Origin of the sequence: Rhodococcus sp. NPDC057135, from assembly GCF_042670865.1 — a bacterium.
GTDB lineage: Bacteria > Actinomycetota > Actinomycetes > Mycobacteriales > Mycobacteriaceae > Rhodococcus_F.
On the sequence record NZ_JBHUUU010000011.1, the window covers coordinates 125,134 to 140,388 of the forward strand.

Annotated in this window: 15 protein-coding genes; 4 read left to right on the top strand and 11 right to left on the bottom strand. The window is 59.7% G+C overall.

Features of this window, described 5'->3' with window-relative positions; translation table 11 throughout:
* Positions 1-172: 172 nt before the first annotated feature.
* The gene (locus tag ACFT1A_RS21115; RefSeq protein WP_378448607.1) at positions 173-1,639 is read left to right on the top strand and encodes a hypothetical protein; all 1,467 of its coding nucleotides are present in this window, start codon (positions 173-175) and stop codon (positions 1,637-1,639) included.
* Positions 1,633-3,084, top strand: a complete 1,452-nt coding sequence (locus ACFT1A_RS21120) for a glycosyltransferase (protein ID WP_378448608.1) — start codon at positions 1,633-1,635, stop codon at positions 3,082-3,084. The genes ACFT1A_RS21115 and ACFT1A_RS21120 overlap by 7 nt, the downstream gene beginning before the upstream one ends.
* 2 nt (positions 3,085-3,086) lie before the next feature.
* Here the strand turns inward: ACFT1A_RS21120 and ACFT1A_RS21125 are convergent, their stop codons facing one another.
* Positions 3,087-4,262 (bottom strand): O-antigen ligase family protein, encoded by a 1,176-nt coding sequence (locus tag ACFT1A_RS21125; protein WP_378448609.1) that lies wholly within the window; start codon positions 4,260-4,262, stop codon positions 3,087-3,089.
* A gap of 348 nt (positions 4,263-4,610) precedes the next feature.
* Here ACFT1A_RS21125 and ACFT1A_RS21130 point away from each other — a divergent pair, with 348 nt between their 5' ends.
* Positions 4,611-4,964, top strand: a complete 354-nt coding sequence (locus tag ACFT1A_RS21130; protein WP_378448610.1) for a helix-turn-helix domain-containing protein — start codon at positions 4,611-4,613, stop codon at positions 4,962-4,964.
* 155 nt (positions 4,965-5,119) lie between these two features.
* On the opposite strand, the gene ACFT1A_RS21135 is transcribed toward ACFT1A_RS21130, so the two are convergent.
* The 4 genes from ACFT1A_RS21135 to ACFT1A_RS21150 all read right to left on the bottom strand — a co-directional run bounded on the left by ACFT1A_RS21135 (position 5,120) and on the right by ACFT1A_RS21150 (position 11,503).
* Complete coding sequence (locus ACFT1A_RS21135; RefSeq protein ID WP_378448611.1) at positions 5,120-6,043, bottom strand: UTP--glucose-1-phosphate uridylyltransferase; 924 nt, start codon at positions 6,041-6,043, stop codon at positions 5,120-5,122.
* 573 nt (positions 6,044-6,616) lie between these two features.
* Positions 6,617-7,765 (bottom strand): beta-mannosidase, encoded by a 1,149-nt coding sequence (locus tag ACFT1A_RS21140; protein WP_378448612.1) that lies wholly within the window; start codon positions 7,763-7,765, stop codon positions 6,617-6,619.
* Between the two features lie 46 nt (positions 7,766-7,811).
* On the bottom strand, positions 7,812-9,545 hold the full coding sequence (locus ACFT1A_RS21145) for an ArnT family glycosyltransferase (protein WP_378448613.1): 1,734 nt from the start codon (positions 9,543-9,545) through the stop codon (positions 7,812-7,814).
* On the bottom strand, positions 9,542-11,503 hold the full coding sequence (locus tag ACFT1A_RS21150; protein WP_378448614.1) for a hypothetical protein: 1,962 nt from the start codon (positions 11,501-11,503) through the stop codon (positions 9,542-9,544). The genes ACFT1A_RS21145 and ACFT1A_RS21150 overlap by 4 nt, the downstream gene beginning before the upstream one ends.
* 305 nt (positions 11,504-11,808) lie before the next feature.
* Between ACFT1A_RS21150 and ACFT1A_RS21155 the strand changes: the two genes are divergently transcribed.
* On the top strand, positions 11,809-12,531 hold the full coding sequence (locus ACFT1A_RS21155) for a hypothetical protein (RefSeq protein ID WP_378448615.1): 723 nt from the start codon (positions 11,809-11,811) through the stop codon (positions 12,529-12,531).
* A 34-nt stretch (positions 12,532-12,565) separates the two neighbouring features.
* Here the strand turns inward: ACFT1A_RS21155 and ACFT1A_RS21160 are convergent, their stop codons facing one another.
* The 6 genes from ACFT1A_RS21160 to ACFT1A_RS21185 all read right to left on the bottom strand — a co-directional run bounded on the left by ACFT1A_RS21160 (position 12,566) and on the right by ACFT1A_RS21185 (position 15,222).
* Positions 12,566-12,763, bottom strand: coding sequence for a CsbD family protein (locus ACFT1A_RS21160; protein WP_378448616.1), 198 nt, complete (start codon positions 12,761-12,763; stop codon positions 12,566-12,568).
* A gap of 80 nt (positions 12,764-12,843) precedes the next feature.
* Complete coding sequence (locus ACFT1A_RS21165; RefSeq protein WP_378448617.1) at positions 12,844-13,107, bottom strand: GlsB/YeaQ/YmgE family stress response membrane protein; 264 nt, start codon at positions 13,105-13,107, stop codon at positions 12,844-12,846.
* Positions 13,108-13,513: 406 nt separating this feature from the next.
* Positions 13,514-14,098, bottom strand: coding sequence for a hypothetical protein (locus tag ACFT1A_RS21170; RefSeq protein ID WP_378448618.1), 585 nt, complete (start codon positions 14,096-14,098; stop codon positions 13,514-13,516).
* Positions 14,095-14,664 (bottom strand): DUF6286 domain-containing protein, encoded by a 570-nt coding sequence (locus tag ACFT1A_RS21175; RefSeq protein ID WP_378448619.1) that lies wholly within the window; start codon positions 14,662-14,664, stop codon positions 14,095-14,097. Before ACFT1A_RS21175 ends, ACFT1A_RS21170 begins: the two co-directional genes overlap by 4 nt.
* Positions 14,661-15,050 (bottom strand): Asp23/Gls24 family envelope stress response protein, encoded by a 390-nt coding sequence (locus ACFT1A_RS21180; protein ID WP_378448620.1) that lies wholly within the window; start codon positions 15,048-15,050, stop codon positions 14,661-14,663. The genes ACFT1A_RS21175 and ACFT1A_RS21180 overlap by 4 nt, the downstream gene beginning before the upstream one ends.
* Complete coding sequence (locus tag ACFT1A_RS21185) at positions 15,043-15,222, bottom strand: hypothetical protein (RefSeq protein ID WP_230816399.1); 180 nt, start codon at positions 15,220-15,222, stop codon at positions 15,043-15,045. The genes ACFT1A_RS21180 and ACFT1A_RS21185 overlap by 8 nt, the downstream gene beginning before the upstream one ends.
* Positions 15,223-15,255: the final 33 nt, after the last annotated feature.

The window sequence follows — 15,255 nt, forward strand, 5'->3', positions numbered from 1 at the left end:
TGTGAGATTTCTACCCGGCTTCAGCCGTTCTGCATCGGTGGGTGTTCGGATTCGCACCTTGTGACCGATCACGTAAGGTCGACAAAAGTCGGGTTCGTTGACACAAGCTCACGCCAGCCGACACGGCCGGCACAGCCCGAGTAGACGACCAGTTCGAATAGGACTACATATCTTGAAGATTCGCGACCTACGCACGCAGTCGGGAATTATCCCCCGCCTCACCGTCCGTTGGCTGATGATTGCAGCCGCGACAATCTTTGCTTTCTGGCCTACCTGGACCAATTTGTGGAGGAGCACAGCGAGTGGCACCGCCATCGGGTACGTTTTCGTCCTCCCCCTGCTGTGCCTGATAGCTGCCGTCGGAACAGATTTACGACGAGGCCCGGACCTCCCGATCCATGATCGGGAGACGGACAAGATTGTCGGCGGTATCGGCCTACTGGTCTCGCTGGGGTTGCAGGCACTCCTTATGCCACGTTTTGCCGAGAACTACGAATTGATGCATATCGATGTAATCGCGGCTTGGGTATTTGTCTGGAGCGCAGCGGTTCTCATGTTCGGGTTACGTCCAGTGAATCGTTACTGGGCAATATGGGTTGTTCCGATCCTTCTGGCTCCGCTCATCTACCGCACGTTGGCGACTGAACTCGGCGGCACACGCTTCGACTACAGCATCATCATGGTGTTGGTCGCTTCGGCCGCCACGACGATCGCCGTCAGTCGAACGTGGAAGAGAGGATTCGCCGGGTTCGTCGGCTCGTCCGTCTTGGGTGCAGGCTTGGTCTACTACCTCTCCCGTCAGTACCCGACTGCGCCGTTGTTCAGCATCCAACTGCTACCGGCATTAGGTAGCGCATTGCTGGTAGGCGGGTTCTTCTACTTGTACGAGCGACGCGGAAAGTCCTGGAAGCCGTTCGAGCGTCCGCTCCGGAATCCTTCTACGTCAACCAGCAACTGGACGATCCTGGTGGTGTTCGCCGCAGCGATTGTGATGTTCTTTACGCCAGTGCCCACCGCACAGAACGTTCCGGTCTCGGTAGGGCCGCCGGCGACATCCGATCCACGACTCGTCGTCCCCGCTGGTTGGCGTGAAATCTCGACCAACGAATACGACTGGCCGAGAAAGTACTTCGGTTCCACTTCGGCACTCACTCGCCAGACGATTCGTGCTGACACACCCAACCCTGCATGGGACAGCCAGATGCGCCCACGCACCGTCCAAATGGACGTTGTTCAAGTGCGTCGCCCATCCACTTTGGCTGTCTATCCGAGCAACACAACCTATGATCTCCAGAATGCACGTGTCAGCCCAACGGTACGAGTTGAGTTGAGCCGTGGGGTGGTCGCAGAAATGTACACCGTTGTCGACGACTCCCTCCTCCTCACCTGGAGCAACCTCAATTTCGTGTGGACACGTGGCGACGGCGCCGCACAGCGCGTCACCCTCTTGACAGTGGACAATCATGAACCGAATGCCTTGTTCCCCGAACCGAAACCATCGATGGCGTCGAATGGAAGCAACACCTTGGCCGTTCTACTCAGAGGCCGGATATCGACGGTGGACAGTGAATCTCAGTACAAGGACCTAGGTATGCTCCAGTCACTCGGAAGGCTTGTCGTGGAGGCACAGAAGTGGTAATTCCCAATCTCTCGGTTGAGGACGAAAGCTCCGAGGAATTCAAACGAGCCGCACTCCACGACGCTGTGAACGGACTGCGTGAACGCAAACCGATTTCATCGGCATCAGTTGCGTTCTATCCATGGCAGCGCAACATCCTGCTCCTGATTCTCGCGATCACAATCGCGTGTCTGGTCTTCTTCCTGACGCCCACGCTCATCGTTCTCACATTGGTGTGCACGCTCGGGTACGTGTGGGCGATGGTGGATCGACTAGTGTTGTTCACACGCGGTTTGGATGCTTCCTCGATCGTGACGATCAGCGATCAAGAGGCAAGCGCACTTTCGGATGAAGATCTCCCGCACTACACAATCCTTGTTCCGGCATACAACGAACCGGAAGTAGTCGGGGACCTGATTTCCGCCATGCGCGCGATCGACTACCCCTCGGACAAATTGCAAGTGCTGTTGCTCCTCGAAGAGGATGACGCTGTCACGATCGACGCTGCGACTGCCGCCGGAGTCGATGAAGTGGTGAGCATCTTGAAGGTCCCTGCTGCAGATCCACGTACCAAACCCAAAGCCTGCAACTACGGATTGCACTTCTCGACCGGCGAGATAATCACCATCTATGACGCCGAAGATTCTCCGGATCCTCTTCAGTTACGCCGCGTAATAGCGACTTTCGCGAAGCTTCCAGCGAATACTGCGTGTGTGCAGGCGAAACTCGCGTTTCACAATGGAACTCAGAATCTGTTGACTGCATGGTTCACGGCCGACTACGCCCTCTGGTTCAATTTCATCCTCCCCGGTCTGATGCGCAGTCGATCACCAATTCCTTTGGGTGGCACGTCCAATCATCTTCGCCGAAGTGTGCTCGACGAGATCGGCGCCTGGGATCCCTTCAATGTCACCGAGGATGCAGACCTCGGAGTCCGCATCGCCGAGAGCGGTTACCGGACCGCAGTTCTGAACTCGACGACGCTCGAAGAGGCCAACAGCGACACGATCAACTGGATCCGCCAACGCTCACGCTGGTACAAGGGTTACCTGCAGACTTGGTTGGTTCATATGCGTCAACCGTTGAAACTATGGCGCGGACTCGGCACGGTCGGATTTCTACGCTTCACCATCTTGATGGCGGGGACACCCATCGTGGCGACACTGAACATGGCGTTCTGGCTGATCAGCCTGGGTTGGATCCTCGGCCAGCCCGAGGTCATCCACGACGTGTTTCCCAACTACGTCTATTTTCCCGCCCTCGTGTCACTCGTGTTCGGTAACGCCGCAGTCCTTTACATGAACTTGGTGGCATGCCGAGAGACGCGGAATCCTATGCTGCTGATAGCTTGCCTGACCGCTCCGCTCTACTGGGTATTGATGAGCATCGCGGCCATCAAAGGCACATATCAGTTGATACGCAACCCGTCTTACTGGGAGAAGACCTTCCATGGCTTGAACACGTAATCTCAATTCCCGATCAACGCTTGTTGCGCGGGTTGAGCTTTGGAGCTAGCGGTCCGATCACTCTCCGTCGACAAACATGCAAAGGCGAGTACGACTGGTAGCCAGTAGTAGGCCTGCTCGAAGAACGCCGATGTCAGAGCGAATGTCATCATCGAGACCAGCACGCCGGCGGCGGCAGCGTTCTTGCCGGACTTCATCGATCTGAACGCGACCAGTGCCGTCGCGCAGATGATCAGTGCCACGGCAATGGCGAGAACCACCCCGCCTTGGTACCAGGATCGTAAGAACACATTGTGAACGACTGTGACGTTGTCGAACGAGGCAGCATTCGCCGAGTTCAAGCCGACTCCGGACAGCGGATGCGCACGAATCGCGTCCCACGCGAATCCGTAAGTGTCGTTACGGATCTCGAGTGTGCTGACAGCCTTGGTCTGGCCGGTGACCTGGAGGTATCGATCGGCCGGCGTTTCCAGGTGCTTGCCGAATTCGGTGTAGGTGATTGCGATCCAGAAGAGAATGGCGGTACCGACAAAACTCTTGGCGATGGTGGTGATCTTCACTCGCGAAGAAATCGCCACGACGATCAATCCGATCGCACAGGCCGACAACGAACTCAAACTACCCGTCGCCAGCAGTCCCACCGCGTTCACGATCGAGATCAGCACCAGAACGAGCCGATTCTCTACCTTTCGCACCGCAGCCCCCAGGCAGAGAATCAATGCAAGTGAGGACATGATGCCTAGAACGTTCGGATGACCTGCCAGACCTGGAGCACGACCGTTCACAACACCGAATCCGAAGACGGATGAACCAGCCAGTTGGATGGCGGCGACCAGAGCAGAAATCGATTGGCTTGCGATGAACGCAATACAGACGCGCCTGACAAAAGCCGGATCACGCTGGACATTGGCGACCATCACAAAAATCCCGAGCCCGAGAACAATGAAAAGTTGGACTCCAACATAGAGATTTCCCGTGACATCACTGCCACGCGTCGCCGTCACCGTCGCGACGAGGGCTGCGTAGCCGGCCAACAACCAGATGCTGACAAACTGCGGCCGAGCGACTCGTCCCAGCGCTACTGAGGCCACGATGACCACAAGCACCGCCATCGCCCATAACTGTGTGACGGTGCCGGGCAACGAGCGGTATATCGGAACTACGATCGCAATCGTCATCCAAATGGCGGTGGTCGGCGAAAATGGAATTCTGGCTGTTTGCCTCGCCGTCGGAGCGACGCCATCACGAAGGCCTTCAAGCCTGAGTTGACTCGGCGTTGTCATTGAGTTCCCGCTTCCGACAATCGAATTTTTTGCATTTCACCCTCAATTTCACCCTTCACCAGCGGCCGACTGAATAATCCCCGCTCAGAGAAGAAGTCAGTCCCCGTCAGCGACGTCGCGTAACTGCAAATAAGCGAATCGTCGGCGAAAAACTTTGCCACGGCATGGCAGATATCCAAATGTCCTCGACTTGTAGCCGAAAGGAAGTGGCATATACCTCTCGGCTCAGGCAATATGACCGCTATGAGTGGTTTCTCCGCATGGGTCGAGCATCAACTGGAACTTCGCTCGTTCAGCGACATCCAGGAAGCTGCGCGTGCGCTGAAGATTCGACCTTCCGAACTGAGTCGATGGCTTTCGGCCAAGCGCCCTCCCACGCAGGACACGATGCGGACGGCATGTCAGGTCTTCGACGCTCCGATTACAGAGGTGCTCGTAGCCGCCGGTTATCTGACTCCTGAAGAAGCGCGGCCGGGAACGACCCCACCGTCGGTTCTGAATTCGATCGCGACGCAAGCCCTGGTGGACGAACTCGCCCGCCGCGGTATCGATCAACACAGCGGTATCGATCAACACAGCGGTATCGACCAACACTGAGCTGCCGGAATCGTATCCAGCTTGGAGCAGGAATTGATCGCGGTCGTACCCGAATGAGCCTTGGCTACCGACGTTCACGTGCGCGCACATAGAAATGGTGCGGATTCTTTTGCACCAAAACATATTTCGACCTCTGGTGTCATGGGCGGGATTCTTCAGTAGGTCAGCTGCGGATCGGGCTGATCCAATCGTTCCTTGAGCCAGACTCTCAATTCCGGTCCGTACTCGGTGCGACTGAGCGCATGGTCGAGAGAAGCTCGCAGAAAGCCGCCCGGGTTACCCAGATCGTGGCGGGTGCCGTGATGGACGACGACGTGAACCGGATGCCCCTCCGCGATCAACAGCGCTATCGCATCCGTCAGTTGCAGCTCGCCACCTTGCCCTGGCGAGATTCGCCGGAGCGCATCGAACACGGCGCGATCGAGAAGGTAGCGTCCGGCTGCGGCGAGAGTGGACGGAGCATCCGCCGGGTCCGGCTTCTCCACCATGCCGACGACGGCAAGCACATCGGGATCGTCGCCCTCCACGGGCGCTTGCACGTCGAACACTCCGTAGGCACCAACACGATCCGGCGCGACGTCGAACGCGCACAGCACGGAACCACCACGCTCGGCACGCACTTTCGCCATCGCGTCGAGAACGCCGCAGGGGTGAACCAGGTCGTCGGGAAGCAGCACCGCGAACGAGTCCTCGTCGGCATCCAACACTGACTCGACAAGACCGACAGCGTGCCCCAAGCCGAGTGGGGATTCCTGTACGACAGGCTTCACGGATATAAGGCCCGGCGCTCGACGCACGCGCTCGAGTAGATGGTGCTTTCCACTCGCGGCAAGCTTGCCCTCGAGCACCAGATCCTCGACGAAGTGCCCGATCACCGACGCCTTTCCGGGCGCGGTCACAATCACCAATCGTTCCGCGCCGGCCTGAGCCGCTTCGCTGGCAACCAGTTCTATCCCGGGCGTATCCACGACAGGGAGTAGCTCTTTCGGGATCGTCTTGGTGGCCGGAAGGAAGCGGGTCCCCATCCCGGCAGCCGGTACCACCGCAGTCTTGAAAGGCCGTTCAGAGTATCCAGTCATCGTTCACCTCTCCGCTCACGCGATGCTCCACACACTTACCGTTACGCGCATGCAGCGGTCGTCCCCTCATTTCCGACGACCGAAAGCTCACATCGCATGTACAGCCTGCGCACAAGGTCTACCGGGCGACCGATGCTGTCGCAAGTTGACTCGAACTCGGAATTCGTTGCGCGCGAGAGCTACACACCGCCCCGTATTGTCACTCCCACGAGGGTCGCACCAAACTCCGCTCACTACCCGTTACCACGGCGAACGGTCGTGCCCGCATTTCGACGTCAGTCAGAACGGGACCGCCCTGTCAACCAAAGGGGCAGGTACAGCACAACTTCCGACCGCAGCGGTCCGATCGGACCGTCCCCGTGCGACCGGACGTAGGTCCTGCGGGCGCCGCGTCGATGGTCCCGCCCCGTCGCGCCGGCTTTCAAGTTCGGTTATCCGCAGGTGAATGCCACTGAATGCCATTGAATACAAACGAAATACGATCATCACATCACAAAGACACGTTCAGGTTGTTATCAAATCGTGATCAAATATCCGCTGCGCGAATAGTAGAGGGGCCGGCCGGAGACCGCGCTAACCTGCCAGTGAAGTGATCACGTCGAAGAGTGGATCGTCAAGCCCGATGTCCATTGTGCACTCGTTCGGACGTGGATCCGGAACAAAGGCCCACAGGAGGGCTCCCGCCGTGCCGGCCGCCTTCTGTCCCGTCAGCTTCGTCTCGATATTCGTGGCTCTGGTCGCCAGTGATTCACAACTGCCCGCCAATTCGCCTGTCTCGGCAACCAACAACGGCTTCCCGACGGTCGTCGCCTGTTCGATGCGACGGGCCAGTCCGTTCCACTGATCGCCCGGAAGCGGTACTCCGTCCGCTCCGTAGTCGTGATACTGCAGAACGTCGACGAAGTCGGACTCGCTCACGTATTGGTAGTCGTCACCAGCAGTGCCGCACTGACCGCCCCCGACGTACCCCGCCGTGATCAGAGTGTTCGGATCAATCGCCCGAAGCTCGGCACCTGCCGTGTCGAAGAACTCCCGCAACACCTGCGCGGAATCAGACGGACACGTTCTCGTCCACCAATTGCAGACCGCGTCGGTACACAGACTTGGCTCCGGCTCCCCCACCAATTCCCACGCCGCGACGGAAGGTTCGTTCTTCCAACGGTCGACGGCGGTGTGCATCCAGTCCTGGAAGCTCATGGTGGCTCGACCCGGGATCAGGTTCGCGACCTTCCAGTCGTCGGTGTACCAGTCCCTGGATTTGAATTGCCCGTCATCGCACCCACTGTCCTGGGGTGAGAGCACCGGAATCGTGAACTGGTTGTGTCGCGCCGCAGCGTCGAACACCGCGTCCATCGGGCCGAAATCCATCTCTCCGGAGAATTTGTTCACCGCAAGAGCCTGGAAGGCGTTGAAGCGTGTGACGGAGTTCGGTGGCAGCGAACCGAAGTACGCGTCGAGGTCGACCATGGCGCCACAGCCGAAGTTCACCGACCAATCAGTGGCTAGCTGATAGGCATTGAGCCCGGTAGGCCACCACGGTTGTCCGTCGAGCGTCAGTCCGTTCGACGACGCTCCCACCCGAACTTGCTTGGGAGAATCGGCGCCTGCGGGCATCGTGAACACGCCCACGACCGCAGCGACGGTCACAACGGCGGCTACAGCGGAAGCGACACGGCGCCGTACTGCGCCACGCTCACGCGGACGCACTTCTTCAGAAGACATCTGCAACCATCCACGTCATACGGACAATCCTCCCATACGAATTGCCTCATCGACCCGTTTGGCGTTCACCGGTGATGCGGTACAAACGCCAGGCCGACGGGTCCATGCCGCCGTCGTTGGGTACTTCGAGCACCAGCGCTCCGACCCCGCCGGCACCGGTGTCGTACATCGTCGGATAGCGCCGATTGACGGCGTCCGAAACGCCACGACCGGTATTCGGAACCGACAAGATGTACTCGACGTGATGTTCGGCGGGGTTGTTCAGTACGCGCACGAAGTCCGCATCGGAGGGCACGACGAATTGCCGAGGATTGTTCGACGACGCGACGACGGCATAACTCTCCACGGTGTCGAGCAGAACCGAGCCCTCCGGCAGATCCAAGTCGTCCAGATACTTGGCGATGCGACGCTCGGCCGCAAACGTGCGGAGATTCGTCTGCTCCTCGAGGTTCTGCCGGCCCGGAATGATCGCGCTGGCAATGGAATGCTCGAGCACTGCGAGCCGGGCATTACCCATCGCGACAAACGTGATCAACGTCGACCCGACCAGCAAGCACAGAGAGATCACAAGGGACAGAGACGGTCCCGACTGCTCGGGGTACGTCGTGACCGAGCGTGACGCAGCCGCCCCTGGTCGCCGCGTGACGACCGGAATGCCGCGTGGAGCGATCAGCACGACCAGCACGAAGCACAGCGGAATTATCGAAATGTAGAAGCGCAGAAGGGGAAACGTCGAACCCATCAGGTAGAGCAGCGTCTGAGCGCCGAGGATCGCGCCGAACAGCACAAGAGGCACGACCACTTCGGTGTCCCGCCGCCGGAGTGCGTAGACGATTGCCAGGGCCGCTAACACCGGGAGCGCCGGCCCGAGTACGGCCATTTCGGTAATCGAGAAGGTAAGGCGTGTAATCGGTGAGTCGGTTCCGGCCCCGGCCTGCTCGAGGATGGAACTGTTCCCGTACACCGACGAGAACTGTTGGAACGCTTGGCCCGTGATGAGCCAACTGGCAAACGACCACAAGACGAACGCCAGGAACCCCGGCATCATCACGACGGCACCGTCGAGTGCCGCTGCCCAGAGCCGCAAGCCAGGTCCCGCACCCTCGCCCCGCTCCTCCGCGGTCGGTTGAAAACGACGCCAACTCACCACAGTCACCAGCACCACCGCGACGAACAGCGGTGCCAAGGCGTCGTATCGAGTGAGGTACGCCAGTGCAAATGCGAGGCCGGCACCGATGAGGTCGTGTACGTCGTCGCTGCGCATCCACCGAATCAGACGACGAGTCGCCCACAGAACGAAGAAGAGGAACGGGGCTTCGCTCATTCCGCTCGCCGCGTACATGACGATCATCGGATTGACAGCGAACAGCACGGTAAGGACGACGGTGACCCATCGCGCACACCCACGGTCGCGACTGATCCCGCGTATCTGAATCACCGCACCAGCCATGAACGCCGCGGACATCACGACCGCAGTGATGTTCCACCGCAGCAGATCCGGCCACCAGTGGCCCAACAGACCCATCGGAATCTGGACGGCCGCCGTCAACGGAGTGAACACGAATCCGATCGCCGCGAAGTGCGGATCACGGCTGAGCAGCATTGCCGACACCGCGGCAACACGGCTGAGCGAGTCGGTGAAGATGAAGCCGATGCCCGCGTTCATCCACACCCCCAACGCGGTGTAGATCGCGAAGAGGACAACAAACATCCGCCAGGGCTTTCGGCCAGACAGATCGTGGACCGCGACGGACGGGGCCGGGCGATCGGTGACGGTCACTGTCCTCGACGCCTCGCCACGAGCACACCGCCGACGGCCACAGCGATCAGAACCACGGTCCCGAATCCGATCCAGCCGATCGTGACCGCACTCAGGCCGGTCTCTTCTTCGGCGGACGTCGCAGTGCCCAACGGCGCGACGTTTACTCCGATGTCGAACGGCTCGCCGCCCTCAGGCGCCACCAGTAGATCGCCCGTCAGTTCTGCGAATCTGTCCTTCCCGCTCTCCAACCAGTTGAGCAGACCGTCGGCATCGGCCGCATTACCTTCAGACGTCAGCGCTACCACCTGGTTGTGCGAACCCGAAACCACCTGCAAGGCACCGTAGTGCCCGCCGAATTCCAGGCCCTGCAAGCGCAGAAGTCCTTGATCTGCCGTGTCCATGGGTAGAGCAACCGGAGTGGGCAGGGTTCCGTCCGCCGCGATCAACAACGCCGGCAGAGAACTGGTCGCGGCGTCGCCGAACGGGAGCACACGCGGTTGCATCGGCAGGTAGCTCAACCGCTGCATCGCGACAACGATGCGCTGAGCTCGAATGAGATCTGCAAAATCACCTCGACTCAAACCGACGTCGAGCGTGGGCAACATCGACTGCGGCAAGGCCTGGAATCCTCCTGGCGTCGGCGGAAATCCGGTAGAGGAGGTGATGGTGCTGGCCGGATCGACGGTGAGGGAAGACGGACTACTCGTGCCGCACTGGAAGTCGCCAGTCACGTCCATCGAGACCTCGAACGTCAAATCGCGCCGCAGGAGTTCGTTCGGAACATCGACCCCGATGTCGAAGCGCCCGGTCTCGTTCACCGTTTGCGAGGCAAGTCTCGTATCCCCGAGCGAGATCGAGAGCTCTCCGTTGCGCGAATTCGGCAACGGCACATAGGAACCGATCATTCTTACCGACACGTCCTTCATCGGACGCCCCAACTGCGATTGACTGAACGGGACGTCGACCTCGATGTGGTTGAGACCGGAAGCGGTCAACGTTCCGAGCTTCAGTTGACCGACGGTGATCGCGTCCTGGGATATCTGGGCGACTGGGTTGTCCGGCGATGCAAGCGCTCTGCTGGCTGCCCAGTAACCGTCGAAGTTCGCCGCCAAGAGACTGACTTGGGGAACCAATGTCTTGTCGTCACCCGAGATCCGAAGCACGGGTGAGCCGTTCGGAGTCGATGCAAGATCGATGCCGGCGTCCCCGCCGTTGCCGACCACGACAGCTCGCTCGAAGAGTCCCGGCTCGGCGGACGGTAGGCTCTGACCGTTCGGCAGCTGCTCCACCACCACGGCATCGGGCTGACTTCCGTACTTGTTGACAATTGCTGCACTCAGTTGCAAAGCCGCGCTCTGCTGCGAACCCGACGAGCCGTCCGTGACGTAGATGGTTGCCTTCCTCAAAATCGGAGGAAAGAACGTTGCCACAGTTGTCGGCTGCTGCTCGGTACCGTCGTAGGCGACAAAGGCATCCCGGAGCGCGAGGGGCTGGTATCTCGTTCTGTCATAGCAGCGGTTGTCGACGGGAACGAGGTGAGCGATCATCGACACGGTCACGCTACGGTCGACTACTTCGAGCCCTTGCAACGGAACCGAAATAGGTAGACCGGTTCCGGCTTGCCCTGCGTCGAAATCGACGCGGCTCACCAGACGTCCGTCGGCAGTCACTTCCAGCCACCCCCGACTGAAGTCGGTCGGGGCAGTCAGGATGCCGGTCACGGCAGTTGCGGTCAGTCCGTCCGGCACCGGCACGGTCACCAACACGGGCGCGTCGTCGGAGGAGAACACGATGTCTGTTCCCCGCCCGAGTTCGGTGAAGGAGATCGGGGTAACAGCTGGGGCGACAACCGAAGCGTCGGAGTCGTCCTCGAAATCCTGGGCCGCGGCCACACTACCGAGCGGAAGCACTAAAGCAACCGCGACAGCCACCGGCATTGCCAGCGCGCGCGTCAGCCAGGTTCGAGTGTGGCCCATCAATGTGTCTCCTCGACATCTTTTGTTTCCGCGCGATCACCAAACTCAAATCACGAGTGGCAATCTCGCCAGTTCGCGACGGTCACAGGTCCGATCGCACCGTTACGGACAAACAAACCATAACGACCAATTTGTGCGTTTGGCTAATTATCCCGACGGGCGAGACTTTTGTTACGGCACGTCACATGATTAGCAATCACCGCCACTGGGAAGCCGAAAGAATCCGCTCGAAAGCCCGTCAAAACGCCTGAACGTCCGTCCAGTCTGGATGATTCGCAGGCGGAAAGTTTTCAGATAAGGATCCCGTGACGATCAATTCGATCATCCCCGTAGGCAAGAGCGCGATCGGAACATTGATCGGTGCACCGTTCCAATTCGCATCATCGCTGCGCAGGGCCAGGGCTTTCCACCCTTACGGGCTCGAACTGAAGGGAACACTGAAACCGGCCACTCCCTGGTGGCCGGTGTCGGAGTCGTCGACGATTACCGTCAGCGCTCGAATGTCGAAGGCACTCGGAACACCGGGGGACCTACCAGACGTACTCGGGCTGGCTCTTCGGTTGCACGATGTCGGCGCCGATGAAATCCCGTGGGACATTCTTCTCGCAACATCAGGACTTTCTACCTTCTCGAAAATGTTTCCCGCTCCGGCATTCTCATGGAACGGCGCGAGATACAGCACACTGGTTCCGTACTCACGCGCGGGCGGCGCCGCAGCGTGGCTGATCGTGACACCGCGCGGCGTCCACCCGACCGGCACTTCACTGCCCGCGCTGAAGGCGGCCGTCGATCATTCCCCTCTACACTTCTCCGTCTACCTTGCGAGAATTCAACTTCAGTTGATTCCGATCGGACACCTCTGCCTCGACGAAGTCGCGGACCACCCGGATTGCCTCCAGCCGTCCTTCGATCCGATTCTGAACAGGCCGACCCACATGCGCATGCTTCCGGAGTGGCTCGCGGAAACGCGGAAGTTCGCGTATCGCGGTAGCCGCAACGGCCGAGGAGACACACAAAAGCGCGGTTGACCGGACTTGCCGATCAACCGCGCCCGAAGCTCACTCAGTTGGTGAACTTGTCCTTGATATCCGAGACCTTGTCACTGACAGCGTCTCCGGCCTTCTTGACCTTTGCCTCGCCCTGATCGGCAACACCTTCGGCAGCCAGATCATCGTTGCCCGTGGCATTTCCGAACTTTTCCTTCGCCTCGCCGATGAGATCCTCAGCGCGGTGCTTTGCCTTGTCGATGAAGTCAGACATGTGTTTCTCCTTCTAGGATTCGGCCGTGAGATTCGGTCGTGGGATTCGGTCGAACTCGAACAGCGTGGAATAGATGTGGGTCAGCGTTTTCCGGTGACTGCCTTGACCAGGAACAGCAAGATGACGGCACCGAGAAGGCAGGTGAGGAAGCTGAAGATCCAGCCTGCACCCTCGACATCGAAACCGAAGACCCGTAGCAGGAAGCCACCGATCAGACCGCCGATGACACCGACCACGATGTTGAGGAATATTCCTTGCTGGGCATCGGTTTTCATGATCTTACTGCCGATCCAACCCGCCAGTCCACCGATAATGATCCAGGCGATGATTCCGAGTGAGAGCATTGTGACTCCTTGAGGTAAGGGACGGCGCAATGAGAGACTGCCGGCGAAGGGAGAGTTCCACGCGATCGGCCCGCGCAACTAGACCGTGATCGCGGGTTGTGTTTGCACACAACCGGACTCTCCGCCGCACGACGCGGGAGATCGTGCACTCGGTAGCAGCCACATTGTCTGCTTACCTTTCTATCAGGTGGTCACGACAGAACCAAAACGACTGGCTACTCAACACATACGACGAACAACACTCACCGACCCACACATGATCAGCGTCACGACGATTGCGATCACCATCGATGTCGCAGTCGCCACGAGAACCGTGACACACAGCGCCACAGCAACATCCATGATTCTGTGCGCGATGGGGAGGTCTACCAATACCCGGTCGTCAGGTGGCTCAAACCTCGATTGATCAGAGAGTTCTCGGCTCATCGTGTGTCGTACTTTCCACGGCGATGCGAGTTCTGGTCGCGACGGACGGATCACCGACCACCGCTTGGATTTGATCGCCGGTATTGGCGACCCGAGAAACCAACTCGGGCAGCGTTTCCGATCCGGATACGACGCTCCGTCTCAAGGTCACCCGCAAATCGATTGTTCGAACTCCGCGGTCGATCAACGCTTTTCCTCGAACACGCGATACTTCGTCGAAGCTTTCCAATGATGCACACGCTCCTTCGGCGACCGCACCCAGATCCGCGGTGATCGAATTGTGAGAGTTCGACCCCGGAACCGTGATCTCCTTCACCCGCCGAAGTGGCATATGAGAGATCAACCACCGCAACGCGAGGAGGGCAAGCAGAACTCCCCCTACCCCGACGGCCCATGGCCACCACGAGCGGTCCCCGAGATCTTCAGCCCACGAGATGTCGATTCGCGCCGGCAGATCCTTGATCACGTCGAGATTCCAGAGGATTGCTGCGACTCCCAGCGCTATCGCGAGTAGCCCTGCGATGCACGTCGCCACGCGATCTATCACCGTCGCCGTTCGGGTCATGATCTTTCCCCCGTCTGGATCCGAATCTTGATTCGAGGGGACGGTGACAGCGTCTGGGTCAAGTCCCCCAGCACGGCACGAATTTCCGATTCCGCGGTCGCGGCACCATCGGGTGTGACCGTGGCCTTCACTTCGAGCTTGCGCCGAGTCGCGTGTGACGAAGCGGAGCGAACGTGGGTCAACGACTCGACGCGTACCGACGCTATCGCCGCGACATCTGCGGGATCGATCCACGTGTCAACGACTCCGACCAAGGCATTGGCAGTCTTTCGCCGCGGTTTGAGTCCGAGGATCAAGAACCACAGGCCGAGGACGACGGCTGCGATTCCGGCCGGCAACATCCAACCCTGGTAGGCGAGCCCGTCCACATATTCGAAAGCCCCTGATATCCACTGCGACCCGGTGATCGCGCCGGTGTCCACAAGGACGTCTCGGATCCCGACCACGCCGAGCGCAAGTACCGCCGCGGCGACCAGAAATCCGGTGAACGTAGCCCCTGGCGTCGCCAAAGGAACCGGAGCCGCAGCCCTCGAGGCGGTAGGTGATACGACCTTGTCCGAAGTCATTGCACTTTCCTTCCCGCATCACCGTTGGTCGATGCCGGGAGAACGCTCACTATCGACACGTCCACACCGTCTACGTCCAGTCCGGAGACCGATTCCAACTGGGCCCTCACGTTGTCTCGCACCGCGGTGCCGATGACCGACAAGGATCCGGGCCACTCGATCGCGATGTCCACCTTGGCGCGTACCCGCTTGCCGGACACCAGCACTCGCGCCCTCGGCAGTTCGCGCCCGGTCAGTTTGTCCATGCCGCCGGCGTGATGACGCACCCCCGGCGTTCCGCGAGTCGCCTCGAGCACCAACTTCTGCGCGACTCTGTCTCGAATCGTCAGCGTTCCGCGTTCGCCCGGCTCGTCGAGCACAGACTCCGGCAGAGCTGTCTCAGCCACGACCGCGACCCTTCAGCATCACACCGAGGTCGAACTCACCGTCACGCTGACCACCGACGAGGTAACCGACCACGCCGAGAACCAGCGCGATGAGGAATCCGGTGAAACCGCCTGCAGCAGCTGCGACTCCGAGAAGTAGTCCTGCCAGAAGGCCGACAGTCGAGGTGGTCATGTGAATCCTCCGTTGTGGATGATGTTCGAGGGT